Here is a 16,020-nt window from a genome sequence, read left to right as displayed (position 1 = left end):
CGCTGCGTCGCTCAATGTAGTTGCCCGGCGTCGGCCGTGGGCCGGTACGCGCTCTCCTCTTCGCCGTGCCGTCCACAAGACGCGCGCCCGCATCCTTCCTATGGCCGTCACGGACAAGGACACGCGGTGATCACTACCGAACGGAGCATGCAGGACCACCGCTCCCGGGCCTAGCCTGCGGACAAAGAGACAAGTGCGTCCGAAAACACCCCCCAGGAGCCCTCTATGACCGCTGTTCCGCAGGAGCGCAAGATCGTCACCGCGATCCCCGGCCCGAAGTCGCAGGAGCTGCAGGCCCGCCGTCTGCAGACCGTGGCCGGTGGCGTGGGCTCCGTGCTGCCCGTCTTCACGGCCCGCGCGGGCGGCGGCATCATCGAGGACGTCGACGGCAACCGCCTGATCGACTTCGGCTCCGGCATCGCCGTGACCTCGGTCGGCGCCTCCGCCGAGGCCGTCGTGCGCCGCGCCTCCGCGCAGCTCGCCGACTTCACCCACACCTGTTTCATGGTCACCCCGTACGAGGGCTACGTGGAGGTCTGCGAGGCCCTCGCCGAGCTGACCCCGGGTACCCACGCCAAGAAGTCGGCCCTGTTCAACTCCGGCGCCGAGGCCGTCGAGAACGCCGTCAAGATCGCCCGTGCGTACACCAAGCGCCAGGCCGTCGTCGTCTTCGACCACGGCTACCACGGCCGTACGAACCTCACCATGGCGCTGACCGCGAAGAACATGCCGTACAAGCAGGGCTTCGGTCCGTTCGCCCCCGAGGTCTACCGCGTCCCGGTCGCCTACGGCTACCGCTGGCCCACCGGCGCCGAGAACTGCGGCCCCGAGGCCGCCGCCCAGGCGATCGACCAGATCACCAAGCAGATCGGCGCCGAGAACGTCGCCGCGATCATCATCGAGCCGGTCCTCGGCGAGGGCGGCTTCATCGAGCCGGCCAAGGGCTTCCTGCCCGCGCTCGTGAAGTTCGCCAACGACAACGGCATCGTCTTCGTCGCCGACGAGATCCAGTCCGGCTTCTGCCGCACCGGCCAGTGGTTCGCGTGCGAGGACGAGGGCATCGTCCCGGACCTGATCACCACCGCCAAGGGCATCGCGGGCGGTCTGCCGCTCGCCGCCGTGACCGGCCGCGCCGAGATCATGGACGCCGCGCACGCGGGTGGCCTGGGTGGCACCTACGGCGGTAACCCGGTGGCCTGCGCCGGTGCGCTCGGCTCCATCGAGACCATGAAGGAGCTCGACCTCAACGCCGCGGCGAAGAAGATCGAGTCCGTCATGAAGGCCCGCCTGACGGCGATGCAGGAGAAGTACGACATCATCGGCGACATCCGCGGCCGCGGCGCCATGATCGCGATCGAGCTGGTCAAGGACCCGGTGTCCAAGACCCCGTTCCCGGAGGCGGCCGGCGCGCTCGCCAAGGCCTGCCACGCCGAGGGCCTGCTCGTCCTCACCTGCGGCACCTACGGCAACGTGCTCCGCTTCCTCCCGCCGATCGTCATCGGCGAGGACCTGCTGAACGAGGGCCTGGACCTGATCGAGGCCGCGTTCGCGGCCATCGGCACGGCCATCTGATCGAACGGCTAGAACGTGCGCGCGCAGCGACCGGCCCCTACCGCCGGTAACGGGCGGACGCTGTGAAGAAGGTGTGGGGGGCCGATGGCGGGAGCACGATCCTGCTGTCGGTCCCCCTTCCGCTGCCGTACGGTTTCTGCAGATGAGTGAGACACCCCGCTCCAGGGAAACCGGGGGCGACACCAGTACTGGGCTTCCCCAGCACCGTACTGGGCATGCGTTCGCGCACACTCCTCACCGATCGGACAGCCGTTCGCCCCAAACCCCCCGGGGCGCCCGGCAACCCGATCCGGGCGGCCGTCCCGGAACCATCCCCCCTGTTCCGGGACGGCCGGCCACTCCTCTCCTGATCGCCGCGGTCTGCGGCCTCCTCTTCTCCCTGGTCACCTGGCAGGTGCTGGTGTCCGGCCCGCTGCTGACCCCGGACCACGCGCTGAGCCGCGCCCTGGTGCGTACCGCCCCGGACCCGGTCACCGAACGCCTCTCCGACCTCGGCAACGTCCCGGTCGCCGTGCCCGTGCTCGTCCTGGCCATGGCCTACGCCGCCCGGCGCGGGCGGCGCGCGGCCGCCGCGGCCGCGGGCCTGGCGATGGCCCTGGTGCCGGCGCTGGTCATCCCGTTCAAGGAGTGGACCGCCCGCCCCGGCCCGTTGGAGCCCTGGGCCGCCGGTTACTTCCCCTCGGGACACACGGCCACCGCGGCCGTGGCCTACCTCGGCGCGGCGCTGCTCGTGCGCCCGTACACCCGCCGGGCATGGCCGACGGCCGCCGCCCTGGTCCTCACGGGGGCGACGGCCGTCGGCCTGATCCTGCGCGGGTGGCACTGGCCGCTGGACGTTCTGGCCAGCCTGCTGATGTGCACTCCGCTGCTGCTCGGCGTGGCGTGGGCCGACCGGGTCAGCCGCCGAAGTAGGCGTCGAAGTTCCGGCTGAACTCCCAGCCTCCGAAGCGGTCCCAGTTGATCGACCAGGTCATCAGGCCGCGCAGGCCCGGCCAGGTGCCGTGGGTCGCGTAGCTCCCGCAGTCGGTCTTCTTCGTCAGGCAGTTCAGTGCCTTGGTCACCTCGGCCGGTGAGGTGTGGCCGTTGCCCGCATTGGTCGTGGCCGGCAGGCCGATGGCGACCTGGTCCGGACGCAGGGCCGGGAAGACGCGCGCGGTGTTCCCGGCGACCGGGAATCCGGTGAGCAGCATGTCGGTCATGGCGATGTGGAAGTCGGCGCCGCCCATGGAGTGGTACTGGTTGTCGAGGCCCATGATCGAGCCCGAGTTGTAGTCCTGGACGTGGAGCAGCGTGAGGTCGTCGCGCAGGGCGTGGATGACCGGGAGGTACGCGCCGGCTCGCGGGTCCTGGCCGCCCCAGGGGCCGGAGCCGTAGTACTGGTAGCCCAGCTGGACGAAGAAGGTCTCCGGGGCCATGGTCAGGACGAACTCCGGGCCGTACTTGGCCTTCAGGGTCTTCACGGCCGAGATCAGGTTCACGATCACCGGGGTGGTGGGCGCCCGGAAGTCGGTGTCCCCGGTGGCCAGGGACAGGGAGTGTCCCTCGAAGTCGATGTCCAGGCCGTCGAGCCCGTACTCGTCGATGATCTTGCTGACGGAGGAGACGAAGGTGTCCCGGGCGGCCGCGGTCGCGAGCTGGACCTGGCCGTTCTGGCCGCCGATCGAGATCAGCACCTTCTTGCCGGCCACCTGCTTGGCCTTGACGGCCGCCTTGAACTCGGCCTCGGATTCGACGTTCGGGCATTCGGCGACCGGGCAGAGCCGGAAGCGGATGTCGCCCGAGGTCACCGAGGTGGGTTCGCCGAAGGCGAGGTTGATGACGTCCCAGGAGGCGGGGACGTCGGCCATGCGGACGTAGCCGGAGCCGTTGGCGAAGCTCGCGTGCAGGTAGCCGACGAGCGCGTGCGCGGGCAGGCCACCGCCGCCGCCTCCCCCGCCGCCGGGCGTGGTCGCGGTGACGGGCGCGCTCTGCGGGCCCGCGCCCGCCGCGTTCACCGCGCCGACCGTGAAGGTGTAGGTGGTGGCCGCGGTCAGGCCGGTCACGGCTGCCGAGGCCGAGGTGACGGTCAGGGGCGCGGCGCCGTCCCGGTGGACGGTGTACGAGGTGGCGCCCGGGACCGCGGACCAGCTCAGCGTGACCGAGGTCGACGAGGTGGCGGAGGCGGTCAGGCCGGTGGGGGCGGCCGGGAGTTGGGGCCCGCCGGGACCGCCGGGGTCCGGGCCGACCAGGGTGAGGTCGTCGGTGAGGTGGGCGCTCTGGCCGTACCAGCCGTGGGTCCAGACCGTCACCGAGGTGGTGGACGGGCCCGTGCGGAAGGTGGTCGTCAGCCGCTTCCACGCTCCCGGTGTCTGCGTCCAGGTCGACACGTCGGTGGTGCCGGTGCCGCTCGCGCCGAGGTAGACGTACGCGCCCTGCACCCACGCGGCGAGCGTGTACGTCGAGTCGGGCACGACGGTGACGGTCTGGGAGCAGCGGGCGTTGTCCTGGCCGGCCGGGGTGGCCCGCAGGGCGGAACCGCCGCCGTGGACGGGCGTGGTGACGACGGCTCCGCTGCCGCCCGAGCAGCTCCAGCCGTCGAGGCCGGCCTCGAAGCCGCCGTTGCGTACGAGGTCGGCGTCGGCCGCCGCGGCCGGCGGGCCCGCGGCGAGGAATCCGGCCACCGCGAGGGCGGCGGCCGTAAGGAGGGACAGGGCTCTGCGCACAACTGCCTCCGGTGCCTGGGGGGATGGAGGGGGTCAGCGGCGCCCAAGATGGTCCAGACCAATGCCCTTGTCAAGACCTCCGGCCTTCCCTCGCCGGCACGCACGCGGCCGCCTCGTGCATCGCGAGCTCCAGCACGGCCGGGTCGGTGAGCGTCCCCTCGCCGTCCGGGAGCACCAGCCAGCGGAGCCCGTCGGCCGCCCGGCCGGGATGCGGGACCACGATCCAACTCCCGCGCCCGGCACCCCGTACCCCCGTGCCGAGCCACCTCGACGACGTGCCCGCGGGCACGAAGAAGCCCAGCCGCGGCATCGCTGTGCCGCTCCACCGCGCGGCGCCGAGATCGGCGAGCACCGGGCCGGGCCGGTCGAGGATCAGCCGGAGCACGTCGAGGGTCGGTCGCCCGAGCTCCCCGGGCAGGATCAGCACGTCCCAGTGGCGGCCGGCGGGCAGCAGGGCGACCCCGAGGGGGTTGCGCTCCCACTCCCACCGGCAGGCGTCCGGGTCCGGCGCCGCCGATACCAACCATTCCACCGCCGTCCTGGCCCCCGGAATCGTCATCGCCCGGCCTCCGTTCCCTGTAGGTGAGGGGTTCTCACCTGGAGAGAGCGGGGCCGGGCGCGGGTATGACGCGGGTTGCGTTACTCCATGGTGGTGAATCGGGTCACACGGTGACCGGCGGCCGCCGCCGGGGGCGCGCGGCGCTGCGACCGGCGCTCCGTGCGCGGCCAGGCGGTCTCTTCCGGATCTTGCCGGGCCGACAAGATCCGAAAGAGACGACGGCACTAGCTGTCGAAGCCCAGGCCGAGCTTGTCCATCACCTTCAGCCACAGGTTCCGGTGACCGCCCCGGGCGTCCGCGCGGGCCAAGGACCACTTGGTGAGCGCGATCCCGGTCCAGGCGAAGGGCTCGGGCGGGAACGGCATCGGCTTGGACTTCACCATCTCCAGCTTCGTGCGCTCGGTGGTGAGCCCGTCCAGCAGGTCGAGCATCACCTCGGCCCCGAACCGGGTGGCTCCGACGCCGAGCCCGGTGTAGCCGGCCGCGTAGGCCACCTTCCCCGCGTGCGCGGTGCCGAAGAAGGCGGAGAAGCGCGAGCAGGTGTCGATCGCGCCGCCCCAGGCGTGGCTGAACTTCAAGCCCTCCAGCTGCGGGAAGGCGGTGAAGAAGTGCTCCGCTAGCTTGAGGTAGGTCTCGGGGCGGTGGTCGTACTCGGAGTCGAGCTTCCCCCGGTAGGGATAGATCGCGTCGTAGCCGCCCCACAGGATCCGGTTGTCGCGGGTGATCCGGAAGTAGTGGAACTGGTTGGCGCTGTCGCCGAGCCCCTGCCGCCGCTTCCAGCCGATCGCGGCCAGTTGGCCCTCGTCGAGCGGCTCGCTCATCAGCGCGTAGTCGTAGACCGGGACGGTGAACGGGCGGACCCGCCGGACCAGCGAGGGGAAGATGTTCGTGCCAAGGGCGACCCGGCGCGCGAGGATCGTGCCGTAGGGGGTCGTCACGGTCATCCCGGAGCCGACCGCGGCCAGCTTCAGCCCGCGGGTGTTCTCGTAGATCCGCACCCCGAGCTCCAGGCAGGCCCGCTTGAGGCCCCAGGCCAGCCTCGCCGGGTTGAGCATGGCGACGCCGTCGCGGTCCCAGAGACCCGCGAGGAAGGTCGGCGAGTCGACCTCGGCGCGCACCGCCTCGCCGTCCAGCCACTCCGAGCCGTCGGCGAGGCCCAGGCGCAGGGCCTCCTCGTGCAGTTCGCGCAACTCCTCGACCTGGTGCGGTTCGGTGGCGACGTCGATCTCGCCGGTCCGCTCGAAGTCGCAGTCGATGCCGTAGCGGGCGACAGCCTCCTCGATGGCGTCGAGGTTCCGGGCGCCCATCTCCTCCAGTTTCGCCAGCTCACCGGGCCAGCGGGCCATTCCGTTGCTCAGGCCGTGGGTGAGGGAGGCGGCGCAGAATCCGCCGTTGCGGCCGGAGGCGGCCCAGCCCGCCTCCTTGCTCTCGATCAGTACGACGTCCCGCCCGGGGTCGCGCTCCTTGGCGATCAGCGCGGTCCACAGTCCGCTGTAGCCGCCGCCGATGACCAGCAGGTCGCAGCGCTCGTCGGAGGTCAGCGCCGGCTCGGGGGCCGGCTTGCCGGGGTCGTCCAGCCAGTACGAGACCGGCTTCGCTTCGGAAAGGGATTTCGCAACACTACGCATGGCGACTGGGGCCATGTCTTCCAACTCCCTACGGAACTGATGACGTGCTTTCCCGAATTACTTCGGTTGTGCCTTCTTACGGCGGTTGCCGACCATCTGGCCGGCCAGGACCACCAGCACCGCGATGACGAACATCGCCGTACCGATGACGTTGATCTGCACGGGCGTACCGCGCTGGGCCGAGCCCCACACGAACATGGGGAAGGTGACGGTGTTGCCCGAGTTGAAGTTGGTGATGATGAAGTCGTCGAAGGAGAGCGCGAAGGAGAGCAGCGCGCCCGCCGCGATACCGGGTGCCGCGATCGGCAGGGTGACCCGTACGAAGGTCTGCACCGGGCCGGCGTAGAGGTCGCGGGCGGCCTCCTCCAGCCGCGGGTCCATGGACAGGACGCGCGCCTTGACCGCGGCGACGACGAAGCTGAGGCAGAACATGATGTGGGCTATCAGGATCGTCCAGAAGCCCAGCTGGATGCCCATGTTGAGGAAGAGCGCGAGCAGCGAGGCCGCCATCACGATCTCGGGCATGGCCATGGGCAGGAAGATCAGCGAGTTGACCGCGCCGCGCGCCCGGAAGCGGTAGCGCACGAGCGCGAAGGCGATGGCGGTGCCCAGCGCGGTCGCGACGAGGGTGGACCAGAGCGCGATCTGGAGCGAGAGGGACAGCGACCCGCACATGTCGGCGACCCCGCAGGGGTCCTTCCACGCGTCGAGGGAGAACTCCTGCCAGGCGTAGTTGAACCGCCCGGTGGGGTTGTTGAAGGAGAAGACGGTGACGACGACGTTCGGCAGGATCATGTACGCGAGCGTGCCGAGGCCCGCGATGACGACCAGGTTGCGCCGGAGCCAGGTGAGGGGGTTGCGCATCAGACCAGGTCCTCCGTCCCCGCTCGGCGGATGTAGATGGTGACCATGATCAGCACGATCGCCATGAGAATGAAGGACAGCGCGGCCGCCGTCGGGTAGTCGAGGATCCGCAGGTACTGCGACTGGATGACGTTGCCGATCATCCGGGTGTCCGTGGAGCCGAGCAGTTCGGCGTTCACGTAGTCGCCGCTCGCCGGGATGAAGGTGAGCAGGGTGCCCGAGACCACGCCCGGCATCGAGAGCGGGAAGGTCACCTTGCGGAAGACCGTGGCGGGGCGGGCGTACAGGTCGCCGGCCGCCTCGTGGAGGCGGGTGTCGATGCGCTCCAGCGAGGAGTACAACGGCAGGATCATGAAGGGGAGGAAGTTGTACGTCAGACCGCAGACCACCGCGAGCGGCGTGGCCAGCACCCGGTCCCCCTCGGTCATGCCGAGCCAGCTGGTGACATCGAGGAAGCCGACGCTGTTGAGGACGCCGACGACCGGTCCGCCGTCGGCCAGGATCGTCTTCCAGGCCAGGGTGCGGATCAGGAAGCTGGTGAAGAACGGGGCGATGACCAGGACGAGCAGCAGGTTGCGCCAGCGGCCCGCCTTGAAGGCGATCAGGTAGGCCAGCGGGTACCCGAGGAGCAGGCACAGCGCGGTCGCGGTGCCCGCGTAGAGCAGGGAGCGCAGGAACTGCGGGTAGTACTCGGTGAAGGCGTCCCAGTAGGTCCCGAAGTGCCAGGTGACCTGGAAGCCCTCTTCGAGGGAGCCGGTCTGCACCGAGGTGGAGGCCTGGTAGATCATCGGCAGCACGAAGAAGACCAGCAGCCACAGGATGCCCGGCAGCAGCAGCCAGTACGGGATCAGCCGCTTGCGCAGGGACGCCTTGTGCACGGGGGGTTCGGTGGGGGCGGGCGCCTGGGGCGGCGCCGCGGTGGTCGTCATGCGCTCTCCTCCACCGTCTCGATGCCCGCGTCGATGTCCTGGGCCGCGTCGAGGCCGAAGGTGTGCTCCGGGTTCCAGTGCAGGATCACCTCGGCGCCCGGTACGAGGCGGGAGTCCCGCTCGATGTTCTGGACGTACACCTCCAGCTCGGGGCAGACGGGGCTGTCGACGACGAATTGGGTGGAGACCCCGATGAAGGAGGAGGCGGCTATACGACCGGTGATCGTGTTCCGGCCCGTCGCGATGGTGTCCGCTTCCTCGGCCGGGGCCAGGGACACCTTCTCCGGGCGTACACCGACCAGCAGCTTTCCGCCGGCGCGGGGCGTGGTCGAACATCGGGCCGCGGGCAGCCGGAGCTTCGTACCGGAGGCGGAGACGACCACGTCGGAGCCGGCGGAGTCCACCGAGGCCTCGATGAGGTTGGAGGTGCCGAGGAAGTTCGCGACGAAGGTGGTGCCCGGGTTCTCGTACAGCTCGGCGGGGGCGCCCAGCTGCTCGACGCGGCCGCCGTTCATCACGGCGACCGTGTCGGCCATGGTCATGGCCTCCTCCTGGTCGTGCGTGACGTGCACGAAGGTGATGCCGACCTCGGTCTGGATCCGCTTGAGTTCCAGCTGCATCTGGCGGCGCAGCTTCAGGTCGAGGGCGCCGAGCGGCTCGTCGAGGAGCAGCACCTGCGGGTGGTTGATCAGGGCGCGGGCGACGGCGACGCGCTGCTGCTGGCCACCGGAGAGCTGGTGCGGCTTGCGCTGGGCGAACTGGCCGAGCTGGACCAGCTCCAGCATGTCGTCGACCTGCTTCTTGACCGACTTCACGCCGCGGCGGCGCAGGCCGAACGCGACGTTCTCGAAGATGCTCAGGTGCGGGAAGAGCGCGTAGCTCTGGAAGACCGTGTTGACCGGGCGCTTGTACGGCTGGAGGTCGGTGACGTCCCGGTCGCCGAGGTGCACCGTGCCGGTGGAGGGCTCCTCCAGGCCGGCGATCATGCGCAGGGTGGTGGTCTTCCCGCAGCCCGAGGCGCCGAGCAGGGCGAAGAAGGAGCCCTGGGGAATGGTGAGATCCAGCGGGTGCACGGCGGTGAAGGTGCCGTAGTGCTTGCTGATCCCGGAGAGGCGGACGTCGCCGCCCGCGGTCTTGTCAGTCATGGATGGTCCCGGGGTTGGGTGGGGCAAGGGGTCGGAGGCTCGGCGGAGTCGGCCGGCCGCGCCGCCGCCGGAGGGGTCCGGCGGTCGGGTCGCGGTCCGGCGGGATCGGCTCGCCGCGCGGCGTGCGTCAGGCGCCGATGAGCTTGGCGAACTTCTCCTCGTACGCCGTCTCTTCCTCGCTGGTGAGGGAGCGGAAGGCGTGGGCCTTGGCGGCCATCGCCTTGTCCGGGACGATCAGGGGGTTGTCCGCGAGCGCGGGATCGATCTTGGCCAGTTCGTCCTTGACGCCCTCGACCGGGCAGACGTAGCTGATGTACGCGGCCAGCTGGGCGGCGACCTCGGGCTCGTAGTAGAAGTCGATGAGCTTCTCCGCGTTGGCCTTGTGCCGGGCCTTGGCGGGGACCAGCAGGTTGTCGCTGGAGGTGATGTATCCGGGGGCGGGGATGGCGTACTTGATGTCCGGATTGCCGGCCTGGAGCTGGATGATGTCCCCGGCCCAGGCGAGGCAGGCGGCGAGGTCGCCCTTGTCCAGGTCGGACGTGTAGTCGTTGCCGGTGAAGCGGCGGATCTGGTTCTTGTCCACGCCCTTCTGGAGCCGGCCGACGGCCTCGTCGAAGTCGGCGGTGGTGAAGGTCGCCGGGTCCTTGCCCTGGTCGAGCAGGGTCATGCCGACGCTGTCACGCATCTCGGTGAGGAAGCCGACGCGGCCCTTGAGGGAGGGGTCGTCGAGCAGCTGGGTGACGGAGTCGACCCTCTTGCCGCCGGTCGCCTTCTCGTTGTAGGCGATGACGGTGTCGATGCCGGTCCACGGGTAGCTGTAGGACCGTCCCGGGTCCCAGTCCGGGGTGCGGAACTGCGGGATCAGGTTGGCGTAGGCGTGCGGGAGGTGTGCGGGGTCCAGCTTCTGCGCCCAGCCGAGGCGGATGATGCGGGCGGCGAGCCAGTCGGTGACGACGATCAGGTCGCGGCCGGTGTCCTGGCCGGCCGCGAGCTGGGGGCGGATCTTGCCGAAGAACTCGACGTTGTCGTTGATGTCTTCGGTGTACTTGACCTTGATGCCGGTCCGCTTGGTGAACTCCTCCAGCGTGGGACGGCTCTTCTCGTCCTCGCTGGTGTCCATGTACTCGGTCCAGTTGGAGAAGTTGATCTCCTTCTCCTGGGCCGAGTGGTCGTCGGAGGCCGCGGCCGCGTCGCCCTCACGTTTGGCGGGCGGGATCCCGCACGCGGTGAGGGCGGACAGCCCTCCGAGGGTGAGCGCTCCGACTCCGGAGGCGCGCAGCAACGAGCGGCGGGTGAGGGCGCCGCGCCCGCTGGTGAGGCTGCGCCGCATCGCGGCGAGTTGCGCCGCCGAGAGGCGGTCGGGCTCGAACTGCTCCATGCGCTGTGCCCTTTCGGGAGGTGTACCGCTGGTCAGGCGGTGGGCCCATGCGGCGTCGGCCGCGGGTGGTTACGGACGGTCCCCGAAGATCGTGCGGTGCCAGTCCTTCTCGGCCACCGCGGTGTTGTCGTACATCACGTGCTTGACCTGCGTGTACTCCTCGAAGGAGTAGGCCGACATGTCCTTTCCGAAGCCGCTGGCCTTGTAGCCCCCGTGGGGCATCTCGCTGATGATCGGAATGTGGTCGTTGACCCAGACGCAGCCCGCCTTGATCTCGCGGGTGGCCCGGTTCGCCCGGTAGAGGTCGCGGCTCCAGGCGGAGGCGGCGAGTCCGTACGGGGTGTCGTTGGCCAGCGCGATGCCCTCGTCGTCGGTGTCGAAGGGCAGGACGACGAGGACCGGACCGAAGATCTCGGACTGGACGACCTCGCTGTCCTGGGCCGCGTCGGCGATGAGGGTGGGCCGGTAGTACGCGCCCTCGGCCAGGTCGCCGGCCGGGATCTCGCCGCCGGTGACGACGGTGGCGTAGCCGCGGGCCCGGTCGACGAAGGCGGCGACCCGGTCGCGCTGGGCGTGCGAGACCAGCGGGCCGAGGTCGGTGGTGGGTGCGAAGGGGTCTCCGAGGCGGACGCTCTCCATCAGCTCGGCCACCCGGGCGACGAAGGCGTCGTGCAGGGGACGCTGGACGTAGGCGCGGGTGGCGGCCGTGCAGTCCTGGCCGGTGTTGATGAGGGAGGCGGCGACGGCGCCGTGCGCGGCGGCCTCCAGGTCGGCGTCGTCGAAGACGAGGAAGGGGGCCTTGCCGCCGAGCTCCAGGTGGAGCCGCTTGACGGTGGCGGTGGCGATCTCGGCGACCCGCTTGCCGACGGCGGTGGAGCCGGTGAAGGAGGTCATCACCACGTCGGGGTGGCCCACGAGGTGCTCGCCGGCTTCCCGGCCGGCGCCGGTGACGATGTTGATCACGCCGTCGGGCAGGCCCGCGTCCTTGGCGGCCTGCGCGAACATCAGGGAGGTCAGCGGGGTCAGCTCGGCGGGCTTGAGCACGACGGTGTTGCCCGCGGCGATCGCCGGAAGGATCTTCCAGGCAGCCATCTGGAGCGGATAGTTCCAGGGTGCGATCGAGCCGACGACCCCGATGGCCTCACGGCGTACGTACGAGGTGTGGTCGCCCGAGTACTCGGCGGCCGCCTGCCCCTGGAGGTGCCGGGCGGCGCCCGCGAAGAAGGCGGTGTTGTCGATGGTCCCCGGTACGTCGAACTCCGTGGACAGCTTGATCGGCTTGCCGCACTGGAGGGACTCGGCGTACGCGAAGTCCTCCGCCTGCTCGGCCAGTACGGCGGCCAGCTTGTGCAGGGCGTCCGACCGCTCGCCCGGGGTGGCTCCGGACCAGCCCGGGAAGGCTCTCTTGGCGGCGGCGACGGCCTCGTCGACGTCCGCGGTGCTCGCGAGTTCGTAGGTCAGGACCTCGTCGCCGGTGGCCGGGTCGATCACCGTGTGTGACTGTCCGGAGCTGCCGGGCCTCAGGTGCCCGTCGATGTACTGTGCGCCGTCCGCGAAGCGGTCTTTGACCTGGAAGCGGTTGCCCATAACGCTCTCACGCTCTCCGTAGCTACAGTTCGAGCTACAGCTCGAATTGAGTGCCGATCCTGGCAGAGGTGATGCCCTCGGCCAAGTGATTCCGTTGTTGCTCTTTGATTACGCGACGGAATCGGTCGACCATGTGTCGAGGCACACCGAAAAACCCGTACGAAGTGTCAGTGGCGACTGCCAGACTCGCGTGCATGGAGATGATCGACGAACTGATCAAGCAGGTCAGCCGTGGTGAGCGGGTGAAGTACCTGCCGTTCTGGGGGCACCGCCCGCAGCCGGACGGCAGGCTCGGTCCCAGCTGCCTGAGCCAGTGGTGGCCCGCTTCTTTCACTGTCGGTGACGTCCGATATGCGACCGCGGAGCACTGGATGATGGCCGGAAAGGCCCGGCTCTTCGGCGACGCCGAGGCGGAGCGGGCGGCGGTGGCGGCGAAGAGCCCGGCGGAGGCCAAGAAGGTCGGGCGCCTCGTGCGCGGCTTCGACAACGAGATATGGGAGCGCGAGCGCTTCGCCCTGGTGGTGGAGGGCAGCGTGCACAAGTTCGGCTCGGACCCGGCGCTGGCCGGGTACCTGCTGGGGACCGGGGAGCGGGTGCTGGTGGAGGCCAGCCCGATGGACCGGATCTGGGGCATCGGGCTGGCGGCCGACGACGAGCGCGCCCTGGACCCGGCCCGCTGGCGCGGGCTGAACCTGCTGGGCTTCGCGCTGATGGAGGCCCGGGAGCGGCTCCGGCGGGACGGGGCGTGACGGAGCGGCGCCGGGTCGCCGCCGTGATCGTCCGGGACGCGGGTCCGAGGTAGGCGGGTCCGAGGTAGGCGGGTCCGACGTAAATGCGTGGCGGCATCCCGGGCGGGCCGCCTACCGTGATCCTCGTCCAGGTGCGAAGGCGAGACCTACTTCGACTCATAATCGGGCGGCCGCGGGTTCGAGTCCCGTCACCGGCTTCATGCCGGTGTAGCTCAGCTGGTAGAGCACCTTGTGGTTTCGCCGACCGTGACCTCTGGACACCTACGTCACGCACCTCCCGGTGCGCAGGCTGCGGCTCCTTCTTTTGCAAAGAAACCCAGGCCGCCGCCACCTTGATCTCGGGAGGCCCGCGTGGGGGATGCCCGGTGCGCAGGCGACGGTTACTTCTGGGGACCCGGAGGTCGTGGGTTCGAATCCCACCCGGCCCGTCACCCGTGAGGGAACGGGCCGGTGGAGCAGTCAGGTAGCTCGTCGGGCATAAAGTCCGCCGCCGACTCCTGATCTCGGGCATCCCTCACGCAACGCCTCCCCCGCTTCCATCGAATTCGGGGGGATTCACATGTCTCGCTTCAACCTGCGCGCGCCCAAATCGGGGCCCGTCGCGCCCACTTCGCCGGTCCGCTCCACCGCGCCCGCCCGCACCGCCGAGGGCGGCCCGGGCCACCTGCGCGACCCGCGCTCCGAGCTGTTCCTGCTCGCGGTCGCCAACTTCGTGACGCAGCGGACCGCGTACGAGAGCGGCGGGGCGCGCGACGATCGGTTCGCGGCGCTCGTACGCACCCTCGCCGTCGAGGACCCCGCGTGGACGGCCGGCCTGCTGGGCTGGCTCCGCGGGGACGCGAACATGCGGACCGCCTCGCTCGTCGGCGCGGCCGAATACGTCAAGGCGCGGCTGGAGGCGGGGGCCACCGAGGGGCCTTCGAACCGTCAGGTGGTCGACTCCGTACTGCGGCGCGCGGACGAGCCCGGTGAGCTGCTGGCATACTGGACGTCGACGTACGGGCGCAACGTTCCCAAGCCCGTCAAGCGCGGAATCGCCGACGCCGTACGCCGGCTCTACTCCGCCACCTCGCTCCTGAAGTACGACACCGACTCCAAGGCCTACCGCTTCGGTGACGTCCTCAACCTCGTGCACGCCTCCCCCGACCCGGCCAAGCCGTGGCAGGGCGAGCTGTTCCGCCACACCCTCGACCGCAGGCACAACCCGGAGGACGCGCAGGTCCCGGCGGGCAACCGCACCCTGGTCGCGCACCGGGCGCTGATGGATCTGCCGGTCGCCGAGCGGCGTGCCGTGGTCCTCGCCCCGGACGGGGCCGAGCGGCTCGCGGCGGCGGGCATGACCTGGGAATCGTTGGCGGGCTGGCTGCAGGGGCCGATGGACGCGGCCGCCTGGGAGGCCGTCATCCCGTCGATGGGTGCGATGGCTCTGCTGCGCAACCTGCGCAACTTCGACCGGGCCGGGGTCTCGGACGCGGTGGCGGCGCGGGTCGCGGCGAGGATCTCCGACCCGGAGGTCGTCGCCCGGTCCCGGCAGTTCCCCTTCCGGTACCTGGCCGCCTATCAGCACGCGTCCTCGCTGCGCTGGTCGTACCCGCTGGAGCAGGCGCTCGGCCACTCGCTGTCCAACGTACCGGCGCTGCCGGGCCGGACGCTGGTCCTCGTCGACCGGTCCGGGTCGATGTGGTCCCCGCTGTCGGACCGCTCCGAGCTCAACCGGGCCGACGCCGCGGCCATTTTCGGTACGGCGCTGGCACTGCGGGCGGAGCAGGCCGACCTGGTGCAGTTCGGCACGACCAGCGAGGCGGTCCGGTACGACCGCGGCGAGTCCGTACTGAAGGTGCTGGAGCGGTTCGGGCAGCTCGGCGGCACCTACACGGCCAAGGCCGTGAAGAAGTACTACCGGGACCACGACCGGGTGTTGATCGTCACCGACGAGCAGGCCGCCTCGTACGGCTACGGCGGCGACCCGACCGTCGAGGTGCCGCCCACGGTTCCCGTCTACACCTGGAACCTGGCCGGCTACCGGGCGGGGCACGCGCCCTCCGGTACCGCGAACCGGCACGCCTTCGGCGGGCTCACCGACGGGGCCTTCCGCATGGTGTCCCTGATCGAGTCCGGCCGTGACGCCGACTGGCCGTGGGCATCCTGAGGGACGGTCCGGTCAGACCTTCTCGCGCACCTGGGAGTTGTCGTAGGGGCTGTCGTAGGGCGAGTCGTCTCCGGCGTCCCCGTTCATGAGGCCGATGAACATGACCGCGATCATCAGGGCGCCCAGCAGGATGCCGATGGCGCCCAGGATGATGCCGGCGAGTGCCATCCCGCCGTTGTCGGCCTCACCGCGGTTCGCCTTGCCGCGGCCCAGGGTGCCGAAGACGACCGCGGCTATCCCGAGCGCCACGGCGAAGAAGCTGGTGATGCAGCCGATGACCGCGAGGATCCCGAGGACGAGCGCGGTGATGCCGAAGCCGTTGCTGCGCTGCACCCCGTAGGCCGGATATCCGCCCTGGCCGGGGTATGCCTGGTACCCCGGATATCCGGGGTATCCCGGCGGGCCGGGCTGCGCGGGGTATCCCGCGTCGCCCGGGTATCCGTAGCCGGGCTGGGCCGGATACCCGTACGCCGCGGACGCGGGCGGCCCGGTCATCGGGTGCGGGGTCGGCGTGGGCGTCGGTACGGGGGCCGGGGTGGGCGGGGCGAACTGGTCGCCCGGCATCCCGGCGAGGGTCGGCTGGTCGTGCACGGACGGCGGGCCCGACACGCCCGGCGTGCCCTGCCCACCCTGCGGCTTGCCCAGCTCGACCGGAGGCCGCTCCGGCGGCGCCCACGGGTCTCGCGGCTCGGGACTGCTGTCGGTCATACGGCGCCCCCCTCTCGTACAGCCATGCTAAGCGCTGCCACCGACAGTCA

13 protein-coding genes are annotated in these 16,020 nt (G+C 70.5%); 4 read left to right on the top strand and 9 right to left on the bottom strand.

Going from position 1 to position 16,020, the window contains the following annotated elements; translation table 11 throughout:
* Positions 1–225 precede the first annotated feature (225 nt).
* Both gabT and ACGFYY_RS27350 read left to right on the top strand, forming a co-directional pair.
* Complete coding sequence (gene gabT / locus ACGFYY_RS27355) at positions 226–1,572, top strand: 4-aminobutyrate--2-oxoglutarate transaminase (protein WP_365264731.1); 1,347 nt, start codon at positions 226–228, stop codon at positions 1,570–1,572.
* 400 nt (positions 1,573–1,972) lie between these two features.
* Positions 1,973–2,503: a phosphatase PAP2 family protein gene (locus ACGFYY_RS27350; protein WP_393713269.1), complete on the top strand. Its 531-nt coding sequence runs from the start codon at positions 1,973–1,975 to the stop codon at positions 2,501–2,503.
* On the opposite strand, the gene ACGFYY_RS27345 is transcribed toward ACGFYY_RS27350, so the two are convergent.
* From ACGFYY_RS27345 to ACGFYY_RS27310, 8 genes are all read right to left on the bottom strand, one after another.
* Positions 2,469–4,262: a chitinase gene (locus ACGFYY_RS27345; protein WP_393713336.1), complete on the bottom strand. Its 1,794-nt coding sequence runs from the start codon at positions 4,260–4,262 to the stop codon at positions 2,469–2,471. The genes ACGFYY_RS27350 and ACGFYY_RS27345 overlap by 35 nt on opposite strands.
* 82 nt (positions 4,263–4,344) lie before the next feature.
* On the bottom strand, positions 4,345–4,833 hold the full coding sequence (locus ACGFYY_RS27340; RefSeq protein ID WP_393713267.1) for a hypothetical protein: 489 nt from the start codon (positions 4,831–4,833) through the stop codon (positions 4,345–4,347).
* A gap of 224 nt (positions 4,834–5,057) precedes the next feature.
* Complete coding sequence (locus tag ACGFYY_RS27335) at positions 5,058–6,476, bottom strand: NAD(P)/FAD-dependent oxidoreductase (protein ID WP_393713265.1); 1,419 nt, start codon at positions 6,474–6,476, stop codon at positions 5,058–5,060.
* Between the two features lie 42 nt (positions 6,477–6,518).
* Entirely contained in the window at positions 6,519–7,325 is an 807-nt protein-coding gene (locus tag ACGFYY_RS27330) for an ABC transporter permease (protein ID WP_030718627.1), read from the bottom strand.
* Positions 7,325–8,254, bottom strand: coding sequence for an ABC transporter permease (locus tag ACGFYY_RS27325; RefSeq protein WP_033222982.1), 930 nt, complete (start codon positions 8,252–8,254; stop codon positions 7,325–7,327). The genes ACGFYY_RS27330 and ACGFYY_RS27325 overlap by 1 nt, the downstream gene beginning before the upstream one ends.
* Positions 8,251–9,399 carry an ABC transporter ATP-binding protein gene (locus ACGFYY_RS27320; protein WP_393713261.1) on the bottom strand — a complete coding sequence of 383 codons (1,149 nt, stop codon included), beginning with the start codon at positions 9,397–9,399 and terminating at the stop codon, positions 8,251–8,253. The genes ACGFYY_RS27325 and ACGFYY_RS27320 overlap by 4 nt, the downstream gene beginning before the upstream one ends.
* 127 nt (positions 9,400–9,526) lie before the next feature.
* Positions 9,527–10,777: a spermidine/putrescine ABC transporter substrate-binding protein gene (locus ACGFYY_RS27315; RefSeq protein WP_393713258.1), complete on the bottom strand. Its 1,251-nt coding sequence runs from the start codon at positions 10,775–10,777 to the stop codon at positions 9,527–9,529.
* Between the two features lie 69 nt (positions 10,778–10,846).
* A complete protein-coding gene (locus ACGFYY_RS27310; protein ID WP_393713256.1) occupies positions 10,847–12,364 on the bottom strand; it encodes a gamma-aminobutyraldehyde dehydrogenase in 1,518 nt (505 codons plus the stop codon).
* 194 nt (positions 12,365–12,558) lie between these two features.
* Between ACGFYY_RS27310 and ACGFYY_RS27305 the strand changes: the two genes are divergently transcribed.
* Both ACGFYY_RS27305 and ACGFYY_RS27300 read left to right on the top strand, forming a co-directional pair.
* Positions 12,559–13,113: an NADAR family protein gene (locus tag ACGFYY_RS27305; protein ID WP_393713254.1), complete on the top strand. Its 555-nt coding sequence runs from the start codon at positions 12,559–12,561 to the stop codon at positions 13,111–13,113.
* 559 nt (positions 13,114–13,672) lie between these two features.
* Positions 13,673–15,262: a TROVE domain-containing protein gene (locus ACGFYY_RS27300; protein WP_393713251.1), complete on the top strand. Its 1,590-nt coding sequence runs from the start codon at positions 13,673–13,675 to the stop codon at positions 15,260–15,262.
* Between the two features lie 12 nt (positions 15,263–15,274).
* Here the strand turns inward: ACGFYY_RS27300 and ACGFYY_RS27295 are convergent, their stop codons facing one another.
* The gene (locus ACGFYY_RS27295; protein WP_393713249.1) at positions 15,275–15,970 is read right to left on the bottom strand and encodes a DUF4190 domain-containing protein; all 696 of its coding nucleotides are present in this window, start codon (positions 15,968–15,970) and stop codon (positions 15,275–15,277) included.
* Positions 15,971–16,020: the final 50 nt, after the last annotated feature.

Source organism: Streptomyces sp. NPDC048331, from assembly GCF_043201215.1.
GTDB lineage: Bacteria > Actinomycetota > Actinomycetes > Streptomycetales > Streptomycetaceae > Streptomyces.
Note: the sequence above shows the minus strand (reverse complement) of the source record. Positions and strands in the feature narration are given on the sequence as shown.